We start from the raw sequence: 17279 nt of genomic DNA on the forward strand, positions 1-17279 counted from the left end.
GCAAACACTCAGGTTTCAGGCATATAATTTGCTTACGACATAAGCCGGGTATTTCGGTACCCGTAGTAGAAGGCGCTTCGCGCCGGCGACCAAGGTGTTAAGTTCCTGCCATGAAACCATCGCTCGTCCTACGTATGGGCCAGCAACTGACGATGACACCGCAGTTGCAACAGGCCATCCGCCTTCTCCAGCTATCGACCCTGGACCTCCAACAGGAGATTCAGGAAGCGCTGGAATCCAATCCCATGCTCGAACGCCAGGAAGAAGGCGACGACTTCGACAACAGCGACCCGCTGGCCGACAAGATCGAGCAGACTCCCCCCCAGGAAATCCAGGAGCCGAGCTTCCAGGAATCCGCGCCCACGGTCGACAACCTCGAGGAAGGCGACTGGAACGAGCGCATCCCCAGCGAACTGCCCGTGGATACCGCCTGGGAAGATGTCTACCAGACCAGCGCCAGCAGCCTGCCAAGCAACGATGACGACGAGTGGGACTTCACCACGCGCACATCGGTCGGCGAGAGCCTGCAGACGCACCTGTTGTGGCAGCTGAACCTGGCGCCCATGTCCGACACTGATCGGCTGATCGCCGTGACCATCATCGACTGCATCAACAACCAGGGTTACCTGGACGAGACGCTGCAGGAAATCTGCGAGTCTTTCGATCCTGAACTGGACATCGAGCTGGATGAGATCGAAGCGGTGCTTCACCGCATCCAGCAGTTCGAGCCCGCCGGCATTGGCGCCCGCAACCTGAGCGAATGCCTGATGCTGCAACTGCGCCAGCTGCCGCCCAGGACCCGCTGGCTGGCCGAAGCCCAGCGCCTGGTCAGCGACTTCATCGACATGCTCGGCTCGCGCGACTACAGCCAGTTGATGCGCCGCATGAAGCTCAAGGAAGACGAGCTGCGCCAGGTCATCGAACTGGTGCAGAGCCTCAACCCGCGGCCCGGCTCGCAGATCGAGTCCAGCGAGCCGGAATACGTCGTGCCCGATGTCATCGTGCGCAAGGACAGCGACCGCTGGCTGGTCGAGCTCAATCAAGAGTCCGTGCCACGCCTGCGGGTCAATCCGCAGTACGCAGGCTTCGTGCGGCGCGCCGACACCAGCGCCGACAACACCTTCATGCGCAATCAGCTGCAGGAAGCGCGCTGGTTCATCAAGAGCCTGCAGAGCCGCAACGAAACCCTGATGAAGGTGGCGACGCAGATCGTCGAACATCAGCGCGGCTTCCTCGACTATGGCGACGAGGCCATGAAGCCTCTGGTGCTGCACGACATCGCCGAGGCGGTAGGCATGCACGAGTCGACCATTTCCAGGGTGACTACGCAGAAATACATGCATACGCCGCGTGGCATATACGAGCTGAAATACTTTTTCTCGAGCCATGTCAGTACCTCGGAAGGTGGCGAATGCTCCTCCACGGCGATCCGCGCGATCATCAAGAAACTGGTTGCGGCCGAAAATCAGAAAAAGCCGTTGAGTGACAGCAAGATCGCTGGTTTACTGGAGGCACAAGGCATCCAGGTAGCCCGTCGAACGGTCGCCAAGTATCGCGAATCCCTAGGGATTGCGCCGTCCAGCGAACGCAAGCGGTTGATGTAGCCCTGCGATGTGCCACAGCGTTCCAGTGGCAGGCACCCAAGCCTGCTTCTTTATGCAATGGCAATAAGGAGAAGCGGTATGCAAGTCAACATCAGTGGACACCAACTAGATGTGACCGAACCCCTGCGAACCTACATCGGGGAAAAACTCGAGCGTCTCGAACGTCATTTCGACAAGATCACCAATGTTCAGGTGATCATGGAAGTCGAGAAGCTCAAACAGAAAATCGAAGCCACCCTGCGCATACCCGGTGGTGAGGTGGTCGCCAATGCCGAACATGACGACATGTACGCGGCCATCGACCTGCTTACCGACAAGCTGGATCGCCAACTCAAAAAGCATAAGGAAAAACAGCAAAGTCTGCTGCAAGGCGCGACTGCTCGCTGACACTCCCCACCCATGATCCGACTAGAAACCATCCTGACCCCCGGCCGTTCCTGCGTGAACGTGCCGGGCGGCAGCAAGAAGAAAGCACTCGAAGAGATCGCCAACCTGATCGGTCGTGAAGTGCCATCGCTCGACACCCAAACCGTGTTCGAAGCGCTCATTGCCCGTGAAAAACTGGGTTCGACCGGATTCGGCAACGGCATTGCCATCCCGCATTGTCGCCTCAAGGGGTGCGACACCCCCGTCAGCGCCCTCATCCACCTCAGCGCCCCGATCGACTACGACGCCATCGACGGCGCGCCCGTGGATCTGCTGTTCGTGCTTCTGGTGCCCGAAGCGGCCACCGATGCGCACCTGGAGTTGCTTCGCCAGATCGCCAGCATGCTCGATCGCAAGGAAGTGCGCGAAAGACTGCGTTCGGCGCCCAGCAATCAAGCCTTGTACCAAGTGGTACTGGACGAGCAGAGCGGTCATTAACCATGCGTTTGATCATCGTCAGTGGCCGCTCAGGCTCAGGCAAGAGCACTGCCCTGGATGTTCTCGAAGACAACGGTTTCTATTGCATCGACAATTTGCCGGCAGGCTTGCTGCCCGAACTGGCCGAGCGTGCCCTGATCCATACCGAGCTGGCGCAGCCGCAGGTGGCGGTGTCGATCGATGCGCGCAACCTTCCCAGCCACTTGTCGCGTTTCCCCCAACTGCTGGCCGAAGTACGTGCCAAGCATATCAATTGCGATGTGCTGTATCTGGACGCCGACGAAGAAACACTGCTCAAGCGTTTTTCCGAAACACGTCGCCGGCATCCGCTGAGCAATGAAAGCCGCTCGCTGGCCGAGGCCATCCGCGTCGAGAGCGATCTGCTCGGGCCTATCGTCGATCTGGCCGATCTCAAGATCAACACGACCAACCTGAACCTTTACCAACTGCGCGATGCCATCAAGGTCCGGCTGCTGAACAAGCCCGAACCGGGTACCGCCTTTCTGGTGGAGTCATTCGGGTTCAAGCGTGGCATGCCGATAGACGCCGACCTGGTGTTCGACGTGCGCTGCCTGCCCAATCCCTACTGGAAGCCGGAACTGCGCGAGCAGTCCGGGCTCGACGCCCCGGTCGCCGAATACCTGGCGGCCCAGCCGGACGTCGAAGAGATGTATCAGGACATCTCCTCCTACCTGCTCAAATGGTTGCCGCGCTTCGCCGCCAGCAGTCGTGCCTATGTCACCATCGCCATCGGCTGTACAGGCGGGCATCATCGCTCGGTATACTTGACCGAGCGCCTGGGCCGATTGCTGCAGCAGTCGCTCAAGAACGTCCAGGTTCGCCATCGCGACCTCAGCTGAAAGGATCCCCCGCGCAATGCCCGCCCTCCAAGTAGAAATCATCAACAAGCTCGGCCTGCACGCCCGTGCCGCAGCGAAATTCGTCGGCGTGGCGGGACGCTTTCCCTGCCAGGTACGCGTCGGCCGCACACCAGAAGCTCTGGTCGATGGCAAGAGCATCATGGGTGTGATGATGTTGGCAGCCGGAAAAGGCACCACCATTCACTTGCACACCGAAGGCGAGCAGGATCAGCAGGCGCTGGATGCCATCGTCAAACTGATCAATGACAAATTCGACGAAGGCGAGTGAAGCGAACCAGCGGTCGAGAGACAGAACCCGGTAGCGGCAATCCAGTACTGCGCTACGTCAGGTTCTGAGCTCTGGGGTCAGGGGTCAAGATAACGCAGTATCCATGACCATCATCAGGCAAAAACCTAGGCACAGGCCCAGGCTCGCCAACTTGTTATGACCATTGCTGCGCGATTCCGGAATGATCTCGTGAGTCACCACCAGCAGCATTGCACCGGCTGCAAAGGCCAGGCCCAGCGGTAGCAACAGCTCGCCCATACGCACCAGCCAGGCACAGAGCACTGCGAACACCGGCTCGACCAACCCGGATGCTGCGCCGATCAGGAAGGCCTTGTACCGGGCCATGCCCGCCCCTGCCAGAACCAGTGCGATCACCAGACCCTCGGGGACGTCCTGCAGGGCAATGCCCATCGCCAGGCTGTCGGCGTCGTGCATGCCGCCGCCCGCCGACACGCCGATGGCCATGCCCTCCGGGATGTTGTGAGCGATGATGGCGATCACGAAGATCCAGATACGTGCAGGAATCACAGGCTGCTGCGTGCTGCCCACCAGATAGTCGGGTGTGACCCCGGAAACCCTCCGGTCCACCAGATACAGGCAGAACGCTCCGGACATGATGCCCAGGCTCATCAGGCCACCAGCGCCCCAGCGTGAGAAACCGATGGCCGCTGCCGCATCCAGGCCGGGAATGATCAGCGAGAACGCAGTGGCCGCCAGCATCACGCCCGCGCCGAAGCCCAGCAATGTATCAGCCACGGCGACCGGCATGCTGCGGATGACCAGTACGGGAACCGCGCCCAGAGCAGTGCCCAGGGCGCAGATGGCACCACCTTCGAGCGCGCGCAGGATGCGCGGATCGAGATCGAGCCAGGCCAGCAGTTCACCCACCAGCAAGGCGGCCCCTGCCAACAGCAGCACTGTGCCCAGCGCCAGGCGAAAGCGGCGGACACTGACCAGCGCAAAGGTCTGCGATCCCATGGCGCGAGGCTCAGTTCACGGCGGCTTGGTAGCGCTTCTCGACGTTGGCCCAGTCGACCACGTTGTAGAACGCGTTGATGTATTCAGGCCGACGGTTCTGGTACTTGAGGTAGTAGGCGTGCTCCCAGACGTCGAGACCCAGAATCGGCGTGTTGCCATTCATCAAGGGGCTGTCCTGGTTGCCGCTGCTTTCCACCACCAGCTTCTTTTCCGGCGTGACGCTGAGCCAGGCCCAGCCACTGCCGAAACGACTCAGCGCGGCCTTGGTGAATGCTTCCTTGAACGCATCGAACCCGCCGAGCTCGGTTTCGATGGCCTGGGCAACGCTGCCCTGCGGCTGGCCGCCACCATTGGGCGACATGACTTCCCAGAACAGGCTGTGGTTGGCATGGCCACCACCGTGGTTGGTGACGGCGCCGCGCAGGTTCTCCGGCAGCTGCTTGACCGAGGCAACCAGCTTTTCCACGGGCCATTCGGCGTATTCGGTGCCTTCGATGGCAGCGTTGACGTTGGTGATGTAGGTCTGGTGGTGCTTGGTGTGGTGGATCTCCATGGTCGCGGCATCGATGTGCGGCTCCAGGGCATCGTAGGCATAGGACAAGGCAGGCAGGGTATAAGGCATTTTCAGTGAACTCCGTAGGGAAGGTTATCGGGTTGCGTGACGACTGGCGCAACGTCGGTTTCGGCGGCGCTACACAGCAACCGGTGGGTACGGGGGTATTCGCCATGCTGGCGAGTGAAGCCGAGCAACTCGGCGTAGGTCTTGCTGGCGTGGCGCAGGGCCGCATCGCGCAGTGCAGACGGCAGCCGAGGATCCTCGGCCGCACGCAGCAAGCGTTCATGAATGGCGCACAGGTACTCGGCGCTTTCTTCGGGTTGATGCAACTGCAGGTGCAGGTCGGCCAGGTTGTGGTGGGAGATGACACAGGCGGCCACCGCTTCGTCGACATCCGGCCAACGCTCGAGCAGCACCTGAGCCCACGCCAGGGCCTGCAGGTAATGCTCGCGCGCATCGATCAGCTCGCCCCGGACAAAGCAGGCGTTGGCCGTCTCCGTGATACGTTTCCAGTGCTGCATGGCGGACGTCTCCCAGCGGTTGCCTGGCGGTCAGATACCGCCGGCAGTGAGCTTTTCCGGGTCGAGCAGGTCGCTGAGCTGTTCGCGACTCAGGTCTGTGTGTTCCAGTGCCACATCGATGATAGGCCGACCCTCCTTGTAGGCTAGCTTGGCAATCTGGGCAGCCTGCTGATATCCGATGATCGGGTTGAGTGCGGTCACCAGAATCGGGTTGCGCGCCAACGCTTCCTTGAGCTTGGCTTCGTTGACCTTGAACGTCGCGATCGCCCTGTCAGCCAGTAGACGGCTGGCATTGGCCATCAGTTCGATGCTTGAAAGAAGGTTGTTGGCGATGATCGGCAGCATCACATTGAGCTCGAAATTGCCCGACTGACCGGCTATCACGATGGCTGCGTCATTGCCGATGACTTGCGCGGCCACCATGGCAGTCGCCTCGGGAATCACCGGATTGACCTTGCCCGGCATGATCGAGGAGCCAGGTTGCAGGGCTTCAAGCTCGATTTCGCCCAAGCCTGCCAAAGGCCCTGAGTTCATCCAGCGCAAGTCGTTGGCGATTTTCATCAACGTGACGGCCGTGCCCTTGAGTTGGCCGGACAGCGCCACAGCGGTGTCTTGCGAACCGATCAGAGCAAACAGGTTGTCACCGGGCCTGAAGGCGACGCCGGTAAGTTCGCCCAAATGCTCGCTGAAGCGCTGGGCGAACTGGGGATGGGCGTTGATCCCGGTACCCACGGCAGTGCCACCTTGTGCCAAGGCCTGCAAGGCTGGTTGCAAAGCCTGCAGGTGACCGATATTGGCCTGGACCTGGGCCGCCCAGCCATTGAGGACCTGACTCATGCGCACCGGCATGGCGTCCATCAGATGGGTACGGCCGGTCTTGACGAACCCATGGACCTGCTCGGCCTTGGCCTGGATGGCCTGCACCAGGTGCTGCAGCGCAGGCAGCAGGTGCTCATGCAACGCCAGAGCGGCGCTTACGTGAATGCTGGTGGGGATGATGTCGTTGCTGCTCTGACCACAATTGACATGATCGTTGGGATTGATCGGCTCGTTCAAGATCCGACTGGCCAGGGTTGCGATGACCTCGTTGGCATTCATGTTGGAACTGGTGCCCGAGCCGGTCTGGTAGATGTCGACCGGGAAGTGCTGCATGAAGTCGCTCGCCAGCAACTGTTCGCAGGCACGCACGATGGCATCGCCCTGGGCCGCGCTCAACTGTTCAAGCTCGACGTTGGCCTTGGCCGCCGCCGCCTTGGCCAGAACCAATGCGCGGATGAACTGGGTCGGCATGCGTTGGTGGCTGATGGGAAAGTTGTCGACTGCACGCTGGGTCTGGGCGCCATACAGGGCGGCCTCCGGCACTTGCAGCTCGCCCATGCTGTCACGCTCGATACGGGTGTTACTCATCGCAATATCCTTGCAGCAGATCAGTGAGTGGGATCGAAGGCAGCAACTCACAGCGCGCCAATTGATGGGCGCAGTCCTGCCATTGGCGGATGTGGGCAGGGTCTGCCGCGCAGTTACGCAAGTCGCGCAGGGGGCGCCAGGCCTGATCCAGGCAAAGGCTGCGCCAGTGCAAGGGCAACGCCTGGTCGAGGGCGGTCGCCAGCAGCAGGCGGAAGGTGCCGTGTGCTACGGATTTCGGGGAGGTGGGGGTGAAACGCGCCAGGTAGCGCCCCTCGGCCAGGTAGTGGTCGATGAGTCGCGGCTCGTTGGGCAGCAGCGCGCAGCGAATCTGCAGGCCCAGCCAATGCCAATTCTCTAGATAGGCGGATTCGTGTACAGCAGAACTCATCGGCGCACCCAATAGCCGGAATGAGTTTCATTATTGATTGATATCGAGAATCAACACAAGTACCGCAGCGGAGATTGCCCGACCCGGAGGGCCGGGCATCGACATCAGCTCCCAGCGACCGTCATGCGTTCGATCAGCACCGAGCCGGTGCGGATGTTGCTGCGCAGTTCCAGATCATTGCCCACGGCAACGATCTGCTTGAACATGTCGCGCATGTTGCCGGCGATGGTCACTTCCTGGACCGGAAACTGGATCTCGCCATTCTCGACCCAGAACCCTGCGGCACCACGCGAGTAGTCCCCGGTCACCATGTTCAGGCCATGGCCCATCAGTTCGGTCACCAGCAAGCCACGGCCCATGCGCCGCAGCAGCGCGTTCTGGTCTTCGTCGCCATGGGTCACGAACAGGTTGTGCACACCGCCGGAATTGGCCGTGCTGGGCAAGCCCAGTTTGCGGCCCGAATAGGTGCTCAACACGTAGGACACCAGTTCACCATTCTCCACGAACGGCTTGGCATAGGTCGCCAGACCGTCGCCGTCGAATGCCGCGCTGCCCATGGCGCGCATCAGGTGCGGACGCTCGTCCAGGGTCAGCCACTCGGGGAACAGCCGCTGGCCCATCGCCCCTTCCAGGAAAGAAGATTTGCGGTACAGGTTGCCACCGGAGATCGCTGCGAGGAAATTTCCGAAAAGCCCCCCGGCCAGTTCCGCCGAGAACAATACCGGCACCTCGCAGGTCGGCACCGGTCGTGCGCCCAGGCGAGCGGCAGCGCGTTGCGCGGCCCGCTGACCGATGGAGGCGGCATCAGCCAGCAACTCGCCCTGGCGACTTACGTCGTACCAGTAGTCGCGCTGCATCTGCCCATTGGCCTCGGCAATCATCACGCAGCTCAAGCTGTGCCGCGTCGATGCATAGCCGCCGATGAAACCGTGGCTGTTGCCATACACGCGGCAGCCCTGATGAGTGTTGAGCGTGGTGCCGTCGGCGTTCTTGATCAAGGGCTCGGCATCGAAGGCTGCGGCTTCGCAGGCCAGGGCCTTCTCGATGGCCTGCTCGGGCGTGATGTCCCAGGCATGATACAGGTCGAAATCGGGCTGCTCGCGGGCCATCAAGGCCGCGTCGGCCAAGCCCGAGCTTTCATCCTCGGAGGTGTGCTTGGCGATCGCCAGGGCTGCAGCGACGGTTTCGCGAATGGCTTGGGGGCCGCTCGCCGAGGTGCTGGCCGAGCCTTTGCGCTGACCGACGTACAAGGTGATGCCGAAACCTTGGTCGCGGTTGAATTCGACGGTCTCGACTTCGCGCTGGCGCACCGATGTGGACAAGCCCTGCTCCAGCGACACGGCCACCTCACAGGCGCTGGCCCCCTGACGCTTGGCTTCATCGATGATCTGCTGCACTTGCTCCTGCAGGACTGGCAATGCCTGCGGGCCGACGCTCTGGGGTGCGTTCATGGTGTTCTCCAATCAAATTCGGGTTCGGGGCGGGCCGATCTACGGCCGGGCCAGACAAGCGGCCCCCGACTGGTTATCATGGCGGCGTTTATTTGCGGACTGCCCCCATGGTTGATTCTTACGACGACTCCCTCGACGAGGGAAAAAGCAAAACTCAGGTCAAACGCGAGCTGCATGCGCTGACCGATCTTGGCGAGCGCCTTATCACGCTCAAGCCGGACATGCTCAATCGCCTGCCCTTGACCGATGGCCTGCGCCGGGCGCTGGCCGATGCCTCCAAGCACACTGCCAACATCGCGCGCAAACGCCACATCCAGTTCATCGGCAAACTGATGCGCGATCAGGACATCGACGCCATTCTGGTGCTGCTCGACCAAGTGGACGCTTCCACCCGGCAATACAACGAACGCTTCCACAACCTGGAGCGCTGGCGTGATCGGCTGGTAGCCGGCCCGGACCAGGTGCTCGAGGCGTTTTTCGCCGAGTACCCGGAAACCGATCGCCAGCACCTGCGCAACCTGGTTCGCCAGGCCCAGCACGAGACGGCGCACAACAAACCGCCTGCTACTACGCGCAAGATCTTCAAGTACATCCGCGAGCTGGACGAAACTCAACGCGGCTTGCGCTGAGACGCCTGAAGGCAGGCCGCCCGGCCTGCCTGTCATCCCTTTCAGGCGCCGGTACCGCCCACGGTGATCGCATCGATCTTCAAGGTCGGCTGGCCCACGCCTACGGGCAGTGACTGCCCATCCTTGCCGCAGGTACCCACGCCGCTGTCGAGCGACAGGTCGTTGCCGACCATGGAAACCCTGCTCATCGCCTCCGGGCCGTTGCCAATCAGCGTGGCGCCCTTGACCGGCGTGGTGATCTTGCCGTCTTCGATAAGGTAGGCTTCGCTGGTCGAGAAGACGAACTTGCCGCTGGTGATGTCCACTTGCCCACCACCGAGGTTGGCGCAATAGATACCCTTCTTCACCGAGGCGATGATTTCGGCCGGGTCGCTTTCGCCCGCCAGCATGTAGGTGTTGGTCATCCGCGGCATGGGCAGGTGCGCATAGGATTCGCGGCGACCGTTGCCGGTTGCCGCCACGCCCATCAGACGCGCGTTGAGCTTGTCCTGCATGTAGCCCTTGAGCACGCCGTTTTCGATCAGGGTGGTGCACTGGGTAGGCGTGCCTTCGTCGTCGACGCTCAGCGAACCACGACGCCCGGCCAGGGTGCCATCGTCGACGATGGTGCACAGGCTGGAGGCGACTTTCTCGCCCACGCGGCCGCTGTAGGCCGAGCTGCCCTTGCGGTTGAAATCACCTTCCAGGCCATGCCCGACCGCTTCGTGCAACAGCACGCCGGACCAACCCGCGCCCATCACCACCGGCATGGTACCGGCCGGTGCCGCCACTGCCTCGACGTTGACCAAGGCCTGGCGCAGCGCTTCACGGGCGTAGCCCATGGCGCGGTCTTCGGCAAGGAAGTAACGGTAATCGGTGCGACCACCGCCACCGTGCCCACCGCGCTCGCGACGACCGTTGTGCTCGACGATGACACTGACGTTGAAACGCACCAGTGGACGCACGTCCGCAGCCAGGCTGCCATCGGCTGCGGCGACGAGGATTCGTTCCCAGACACCGGCCATGCTCACGGTGACTTGCTGGATACGCGGGTCCAGCGCGCGGGTGGCGGCGTCGACGCGCTTGAGCAGGTCGACCTTCTCGGCGCGGGTCAGCACTTCCAGTGGGTTGTCAGGACCGTACAACTGGCTGACTACCGGACTGCTGAACGCCTGCACGCGGCCGTTCTGGCCGGCGCGGGAAATCGAGCGTGCCGCACGCGCGGCCTGCACCAGGGCGTCCTGGGTGATGGCGTTGCTATAGGCAAATCCGGTCTTCTCACCGGATTGAGCACGCACGCCCACGCCCTGATCGAGATTGAAGCTGCCTTCCTTGACGATGCCGTCTTCCAGCGCCCAGGACTCGGAAATCTGACCCTGGAAATACAGATCGGCAGCGTCTATGCCGGGGCCGGCCAACTCGCCCAACACCGACTGCAGACTGTCTAGCGTGAGGCCGCCGGGTGCCAGCAGGTGTTCGCTGACGGTGGATAACATCTGGCTCATATTTACTCCGCGCTATTCGCAGGACGCTTGGCGTACTGCGTGGGAAAATGCTCGCAGGACGCTTGGCGTAATGCGCAAATGACTGCGCGCGGGTGGCCGGAAGCGGCCCGCGCAATTCGGGTGTCGGTGACGGATGATCAATACATGCGTCCGCCCGGACACTTTTTCAATACCGGGGCCCGGCCGGCAGTCCGATACCGGGCGACGGTCGCTGCGCGATCAGCCGCCGAATGGCTTGACCAGGGTCATCTGCGGATCCTTCCAGGAACCCTCGATGCGGTACTGCACGCTGGCGAAGCGCGCCACGCGGTCGCCCAGCAGCTTGTTCACCACGAACAACGCGCCGCCCACCACCGGCGCGCCCACCAGAACCGCCGCCAGCGGCAGGCTGTTGGTAATTGGCAGGGCAACCTGCACCTTGGCGTTAACGCCGTCGCGGACCATGTCCAGGGTACCGTCCAGATCGATGTCGGTGGAGGGACCGCGCAGGGTGATCGGGGTACGTGTCACGTAGACCCCTTCGCTGGCCACCAGCAGACCTTTGACTCGATCGTAGCTCAAGCCCTTGCCCAGCACATCGGAGAAATCCAGACGCAGGCGACGACCGATGGCATTGAAGTTGAGCAGGCCGAACACGCGCAGGGCCTGGGCGCCCCCCTCGACCTCGACGAACTGGCCATCACGCAAGGTGGCGTCCAGGTTGCCGGAAAAGCGCTTGAGCCCGACCCAGGCCGGTGAACCCGGCCAACGACCATCGGCGTCCAGGTGGAACGACTCGCTGGTCACGGTCGGGGCAAACTTCCAGGCCTGCAGCACATCGGCCAGGTTCTTGCCTTGCAAGCGCCCGCGGAACCACGTGCTGGACGCACCCGGCGCGCCTTCCCAGGTCGCCGCGCCGTGCAGCATCAAGCCTTTGAGCCCCAGGTCGAGATCGTTGAGGGCGACACCCTTGGCGGTCGGACGCAGTTTCAGCGACCAGCTGCCGAGCAGCTCTTCGCCCTGCAACAGCTGGCGGATCCTGACATTGACCGCGGGTATCTTGCGTGGATCGACATTGGCCAAGGGGTCCGGCGCTTCCACCGGGTTGTCGGCCTTGACCGCGTTCGGATCGACCGGCGGCAGGCGCACGGTATCGAGGTCGACGTTGATCGGAGTCGCCTTGCCATCGGGCACATCGACCTTGCCGGTGATCTGTTGGCTGGCCAGGGCAAGGTGCCAGGCACTGGGGCTGCGGTTGAGCTGCACATGCGCCTGGTCGAGTTGCTGACCGAAGCCCTTGAGCGTGCCGATCTGCAGGTCGACCGCATTGACGAGCTGGCTGGCAGCGCCGCTCGGATCACCGCCGGTGTACTGCTCGGCCTGCTGCTGCCACGGTTCCAGATCCAGTGCCTGCAACGCGCCGCGAACCCGCAGCCCCTGCGTGGTGGGAAGTTGCGGCGTACCCGAGCCGATCAGCAACTCGCCCCGACCCCTGGCCAGGTCATTGGCCGCGGCTGCATAGGCAAAGCTGGCCAGATCGGCATAGGTGACGTCGAATCGGCGCTCCTGACCCTGTAGGTTCATCACGAATACTGTCGGGCGCGCCACAGCCCGTGTCTTGCCAAAGGGCGCGGGCAGATCGATGTCGACACCCTTGAGGTCGGAATCGACGCGAAGCTGGCTGTCGGCACCCAGCTTGAGCTGCAACTGGTAGGCAATATCACCGGACGCCGGTACGGCCTGCTTGACCTGCAACCAGTCGGCCAGGCGCTTCACCGGGATCTGGCTGTGCGCGACGATGCGCGTCAACGGCGCGCCTGGCTTGCCTTCGGCAGCAATCTGCGCCGTTACCGGCTGATCGAAAGCCTGGGCAGTGATGCCCTCGCCGCTCAGGCCCTTGTCGAAGTCGAAGCGAAACGTCCCGCCCAACTGGCTGAGCGCAAGCTCCGGGGACTTGATCTTCAGGCGCGCCGCGCGGGTGCTGAAATCCACCACGACTTTGGGCTCATGGCCTTTGACCAGTGGAATGTCGAGGTCGAGCCTGCCCTTGAGCGGGCCTTCACCCTGCCAGCCGGCGAAGATATCGGCGGTGCCGATGGGCGCGGTCTGCAGGATCTTCAAACCGTCGGCCAGACCACCGTCGAAGTTGCCCTTCACGTACAGGTGGCTGTCCTCGCCCAGCGGCACGTGGGGCACAGTGACGGCAACATCGCTGACCTTGGTGTCGAGGATCTGCCCGCGGTCGGCCAGGATGCGCACGTCACCGTCCTGGACATAGACATTGCCGGCGACCTTGCGTGCCTCCGGCCAACCGGGCTGGAACGCCAGTGTCACGTCGTGGACCTTGAAGAACAGCGTGATACTGCGCGAATGCGCCTCGGCAGCGCCGGCCAGCGAACCCTGGTACTGGAAGTAGCCCTGATCGACCGCGCCGCGCTTGATCGCCGTACGCAGCCACTGGTCGATCGACGGGCTGAGCACCTTGGGCAGGTATTTGCTGGTGTAGGCACCATCACCATCGACCAGGCCGACCCGCAGGTCCATGTAGGGTTCGGCCTCGTGGTGCAACGGCAGGCGAATGAGAAAGTCGGCGGCAATATTGCCCTCTTCGCCCAGGACCTTGATGGCCGGTGCGATCAGGGTGAACGCGTGCTCATCGAGCTTGAAATTCAGGCGAGCGTTGGCCTTGAGGTAATGCCAGGGTTTCTCGAAGATCGGGCTCAGGTGCAGCATGAACTTTTCGCTGTCCAGGCGCAGCTCACCCTGGCCGATATCGCCGATCAGACTGCCGCTGACGTTGTCCGCTGCGGGTGCGCCGTAGTAGGCATCGAAGCCGACGTTCTCCAGGTTGGCCGCGTAGCCAAGGCGATCGGCGCCGGTAGCCTTGGGTCGAATGTCGAGCGAGACATTGCGCAGCACCCCAGTGAGGTTCAGGCCGTTGGCGATGGCCGCCACTTGCTTGGGCAGGGGCACCAGCGCGTCGAGCAACGGCGTGATCGGCGTCAGGTCGAGACGGTCGGCCTGAATGTGCCACTGCTCCTGGCTCGAGGGCGTGGCGACGCGCTGCTGCAGCGCCACCTGGGTTTGCCAGGGTTTGCCATCCAGGGTCATGGCCAAAGTCCCCAGGTTGACGTCGAGGCCTTCGGCGCTGCGTTGCAGCCAAGCCTGCAGCTTGAGATCGGCGATGGTGTAAGGCTTGTGCTCGGCACGGGCACCTTTGAACGATGGCGCTTCGAGCTTGACCACCGCTCGCTGAACGTCGGCATCCGCCCAGTCCAGCCAGAACTCGCCGCCCGCCTTGAGTTGCGCAAGCTTCCAGGCCTGGGTATAGCGACTCGGCAGCCATTGCGCCCAGTCGCTTTGCGGCAGGTTCAGATATACCTGGGCGCGGCCCTGGCGCCATCGTTCGGCGCGCACTTGCGCCTGCACGTTCAGCGCCAGCGGCTGACCGTCAGGCAGATGCAGGCGCAGATCCAGGCGCTGGTGCTCTTCACCGGTACGCAGGCTAAGCTCTACATAGGTCAAGGTCAGTGGGTCGTGCTCGAACGGTTGCAGGGTCAGCTGGCTGTCGAGCACCGACAGCCGCTCGACCTGCTGCATCTGCTGCAAGGTGCGCTGCAGGTCGAAGGCCTGGTCCTGCCGCTGCGGCAGACCCTTGAGCGACCACTTGCCGGCGGCGTCCTCGACCGCGCTGAGCTGTACGCCGCCCAGCTCGAGATGGGCAATGCGCACCGACCGCGCCAACAGACTGCCCCACAGGTCCGGCACCACCCTGACCTGATCCAGGCGCAGCGCATCGCTGCCCTCGCCCACTTGCACATCGTGAATCAGCAGTACCGGCGCCAGACGACTCCAGCGCCCCTCCAGACTACCGATGCGCACCGGCATGCCCAGCGCCTGGCTGGCACGTGCCTCGATCTGCGCGTCGTATTCGGCCACCAGGGGCACCAGTTGCCGACCCAGGCTGACGTACAGCGCCAGCAACACCAGCAGTACCGCACACAGCGTCAGCGCCCAGCGCGTCACCCCACCGAGCACGGCATTCAAGCGGACCATGCAGGCATGCTCCCGCCACAGGCAGCGTCAGCCTGAAAGCTCGAAGCCTGGGGACTCGACAATCGTTTCACTGGCCGTTTCAGAGCAGCACCACATCATATTGTTCCTGGGAATACATGGACTCGACCTGGAAGCGAATGGTTCGTCCGATGAACGCTTCCAGTTCGGCCACATTGCCGGATTCTTCATCGAGCAGCCGGTCGACCACTTTTTGATTGGCCAACACACGATAGCCCACGGCCTGATAGGCACGCGCCTCGCGCAGGATCTCGCGGAAAATCTCGTAGCACACTGTTTCCGGGGTTTTCAGCTTGCCACGGCCCTGGCAACAGATGCACGGCTCGCACAGGACCTGTTCCAGACTTTCGCGGGTGCGCTTGCGGGTCATCTGCACCAGGCCCAGCTCGGTGATGCCGATGATGTTGGTCTTGGCATGGTCGCGTTCGAGCTGCTTTTCCAGCGTGCGCAGCACCTGTCGCTGGTGCTCTTCATCTTCCATGTCGATGAAGTCGATGATGATGATGCCACCGATGTTGCGCAGACGCAGCTGCCGGGCAATGGCGGTGGCCGCTTCCAGGTTGGTCTTGAAGATGGTCTCTTCGAGGTTGCGGTGGCCGACGAAGGCCCCGGTGTTGACGTCGATGGTGGTCATCGCTTCGGCCGGATCGACGACCAGATAGCCGCCGGACTTGAGCGGCACCTTGCGGTCCAGCGCCCGCTGGATCTCGTCTTCGACACCGTACAGATCGAAGATGGGCCGCTCGCCAGGGTAATGCTCCAGGCGGTCGGCAATTTCGGGCATCAGTTCGGCCACGAACTGCGTGGTCTTCTGGAAGGTCTCCCGTGAGTCGATGCGGATCTTCTCGATCTTCGGGTTGACCAGATCGCGCAGGGTACGCAGCGCCAGACCCAGGTCTTCGTAGATTTCGGTCGGCGCCCCGACGGTCTGGATCTGCGCGTTGATCTGGTCCCACAGGCGCCGCAAATAGCGGATATCCATGAGGATTTCCTCGGCGCCCGCCCCTTCGGCGGCGGTGCGCAGGATGAACCCGCCGACCTCCTGGATACCCTCTTTCTCGACGCAGTCGGCCACCACCTTCTTCAGGCGTTCACGCTCGCCCTCGTCCTCGATCTTCAGGGAGATGCCGACGTGCCGGGTGCGCGGCATATACACCAGGTAGCGCGACGGGATCGACAGCTGGGTGGTCAGGCGCGCGCCTTTGGAGCCGATCGGGTCCTTGGTGACCTGCACCACCAGGCTTTGCCCTTCATGCACCAGGGCGCTGATGGTTTCCAGGGTCGAGCCTTCACGCAGTGAGATTTCCGACGCATGGATGAACGCGGCGCGGTCCAGGCCGATGTCGATGAAGGCGGCCTGCATGCCGGGCAGCACCCGCACTACCTTGCCTTTATAGATATTGCCGACGATACCGCGACGCTGGGTACGCTCGACGTGGACCTCTTGCAGGACACCGTTTTCCACCACGGCCACGCGCGATTCCATCGGCGTGATGTTGATCAGAATCTCTTCGCTCATGGCTGGGTCTCGTTCCTGGTGTCTTTTGTTGTAATGGCGATGGCACTGCCGGCCGGCCCCTCTCAGGACACTTGCCAGCAGGCGATGCCATTGCGTTGCAGCAGCGCCGCGGTTTCGTACAAACCCAGGCCGACGACGGCAGAATAACTGCCTTCGAGCTTTTCTACGAATATTGCGCCCAGCCCCTGGATGCCGTAGCCGCCCGCCTTGTCCGCCGGTTCGCCGGAAGCCCAGTAGGCACGGGCCTCGGCTTCGTCGATCGGGCGGAACGTGACCTGTGCCGAAGCCGTGCCGATGTCCATCTGCGTGCCATCGAACAGTGCCGCGGTGGTGATCACTTCATGGGTGCTGCCGGATAACAGAGCCAGCATTGCCAAGGCATCGGCTTCGTCGCGCGGCTTGCCGAGAATGCGTCCGTGCGCGATGACTGCAGTGTCCGCGCCCAGCACGTGCGCGGCCCCCGGCTGCGGCCGCGACTGCCAGCCGGCGCGGGCCTTTTCTTCGGCCATGCGCTGCACGTATGCACGACTTTCTTCGCCGGGCCTGGGCGTTTCGTCGATGGCAGCACTGATCACGGTGAAGGGTACGCCGATCTGCGTCAGCAGTTCACGACGCCTGGGCGAGCTGGAAGCCAGGTACAGGGTAGACATGCAAGGCGTCTCCGCGTCGGGCCGCG

The 17279-nt window shown here is 62.7% G+C and carries 16 protein-coding genes; 6 read left to right on the forward strand and 10 right to left on the reverse strand.

All coding sequences use genetic code 11. The annotated features are described in order from the left end of the window. The first annotated feature begins 110 nt into the window (after positions 1-110). The 5 genes from IFT57_RS04250 (at position 111) to IFT57_RS04270 (ending at position 3617) form a co-directional block, all read left to right on the forward strand. On the forward strand, positions 111-1604 hold the full coding sequence (locus IFT57_RS04250) for an RNA polymerase factor sigma-54 (protein WP_192150648.1): 1494 nt from the start codon (positions 111-113) through the stop codon (positions 1602-1604). A 78-nt stretch (positions 1605-1682) separates the two neighbouring features. Further along, positions 1683-1991, forward strand: a complete 309-nt coding sequence (hpf, locus tag IFT57_RS04255; protein ID WP_049860579.1) for a ribosome hibernation-promoting factor, HPF/YfiA family — start codon at positions 1683-1685, stop codon at positions 1989-1991. A 12-nt stretch (positions 1992-2003) separates the two neighbouring features. After that, positions 2004-2468 carry a PTS IIA-like nitrogen regulatory protein PtsN gene (gene ptsN / locus IFT57_RS04260; RefSeq protein ID WP_192150650.1) on the forward strand — a complete coding sequence of 155 codons (465 nt, stop codon included), beginning with the start codon at positions 2004-2006 and terminating at the stop codon, positions 2466-2468. A 2-nt stretch (positions 2469-2470) separates the two neighbouring features. After that, positions 2471-3328: an RNase adapter RapZ gene (gene rapZ / locus IFT57_RS04265; protein ID WP_122479503.1), complete on the forward strand. Its 858-nt coding sequence runs from the start codon at positions 2471-2473 to the stop codon at positions 3326-3328. Positions 3329-3344: 16 nt separating this feature from the next. Continuing rightward, positions 3345-3617 carry an HPr family phosphocarrier protein gene (locus tag IFT57_RS04270; RefSeq protein WP_122479504.1) on the forward strand — a complete coding sequence of 91 codons (273 nt, stop codon included), beginning with the start codon at positions 3345-3347 and terminating at the stop codon, positions 3615-3617. An 84-nt stretch (positions 3618-3701) separates the two neighbouring features. On the opposite strand, the gene IFT57_RS04275 is transcribed toward IFT57_RS04270, so the two are convergent. The 6 genes from IFT57_RS04275 to pmbA all read right to left on the reverse strand — a co-directional run bounded on the left by IFT57_RS04275 (position 3702) and on the right by pmbA (position 8918). Further along, positions 3702-4595, reverse strand: coding sequence for a ZIP family metal transporter (locus IFT57_RS04275; protein ID WP_192150652.1), 894 nt, complete (start codon positions 4593-4595; stop codon positions 3702-3704). Positions 4596-4605: 10 nt separating this feature from the next. Continuing rightward, entirely contained in the window at positions 4606-5217 is a 612-nt protein-coding gene (locus tag IFT57_RS04280) for a superoxide dismutase (RefSeq protein WP_122479506.1), read from the reverse strand. A gap of 2 nt (positions 5218-5219) precedes the next feature. Then, positions 5220-5672, reverse strand: a complete 453-nt coding sequence (locus tag IFT57_RS04285) for a hypothetical protein (protein WP_192150654.1) — start codon at positions 5670-5672, stop codon at positions 5220-5222. A gap of 30 nt (positions 5673-5702) precedes the next feature. Beyond that, positions 5703-7079, reverse strand: coding sequence for a class II fumarate hydratase (locus IFT57_RS04290; RefSeq protein ID WP_192150656.1), 1377 nt, complete (start codon positions 7077-7079; stop codon positions 5703-5705). Beyond that, on the reverse strand, positions 7072-7467 hold the full coding sequence (locus IFT57_RS04295; protein WP_122713456.1) for a FagA protein: 396 nt from the start codon (positions 7465-7467) through the stop codon (positions 7072-7074). The genes IFT57_RS04290 and IFT57_RS04295 overlap by 8 nt, the downstream gene beginning before the upstream one ends. A gap of 104 nt (positions 7468-7571) precedes the next feature. Then, the gene (gene pmbA, locus IFT57_RS04300; RefSeq protein ID WP_122713457.1) at positions 7572-8918 is read right to left on the reverse strand and encodes a metalloprotease PmbA; all 1347 of its coding nucleotides are present in this window, start codon (positions 8916-8918) and stop codon (positions 7572-7574) included. Between the two features lie 107 nt (positions 8919-9025). Here pmbA and yjgA point away from each other — a divergent pair, with 107 nt between their 5' ends. Then, the gene (yjgA, locus tag IFT57_RS04305) at positions 9026-9547 is read left to right on the forward strand and encodes a ribosome biogenesis factor YjgA (protein ID WP_122479510.1); all 522 of its coding nucleotides are present in this window, start codon (positions 9026-9028) and stop codon (positions 9545-9547) included. Between the two features lie 41 nt (positions 9548-9588). Here the strand turns inward: yjgA and tldD are convergent, their stop codons facing one another. The 4 genes from tldD to IFT57_RS04325 all read right to left on the reverse strand — a co-directional run bounded on the left by tldD (position 9589) and on the right by IFT57_RS04325 (position 17253). Then, entirely contained in the window at positions 9589-11031 is a 1443-nt protein-coding gene (gene tldD / locus IFT57_RS04310) for a metalloprotease TldD (RefSeq protein ID WP_122479511.1), read from the reverse strand. 219 nt (positions 11032-11250) lie between these two features. Beyond that, a complete protein-coding gene (locus IFT57_RS04315; protein WP_192150657.1) occupies positions 11251-15066 on the reverse strand; it encodes a YhdP family protein in 3816 nt (1271 codons plus the stop codon). Positions 15067-15145: 79 nt separating this feature from the next. Beyond that, positions 15146-16603 (reverse strand): ribonuclease G, encoded by a 1458-nt coding sequence (gene rng, locus IFT57_RS04320; RefSeq protein WP_122713459.1) that lies wholly within the window; start codon positions 16601-16603, stop codon positions 15146-15148. Positions 16604-16665: 62 nt separating this feature from the next. Continuing rightward, positions 16666-17253 (reverse strand): Maf family protein, encoded by a 588-nt coding sequence (locus IFT57_RS04325; RefSeq protein WP_192150659.1) that lies wholly within the window; start codon positions 17251-17253, stop codon positions 16666-16668. Positions 17254-17279 lie beyond the last annotated feature (26 nt).

This window comes from Pseudomonas sp. CFBP 13719 (assembly GCF_014842095.1).
Taxonomy (GTDB): Bacteria; Pseudomonadota; Gammaproteobacteria; order Pseudomonadales; family Pseudomonadaceae; genus Aquipseudomonas.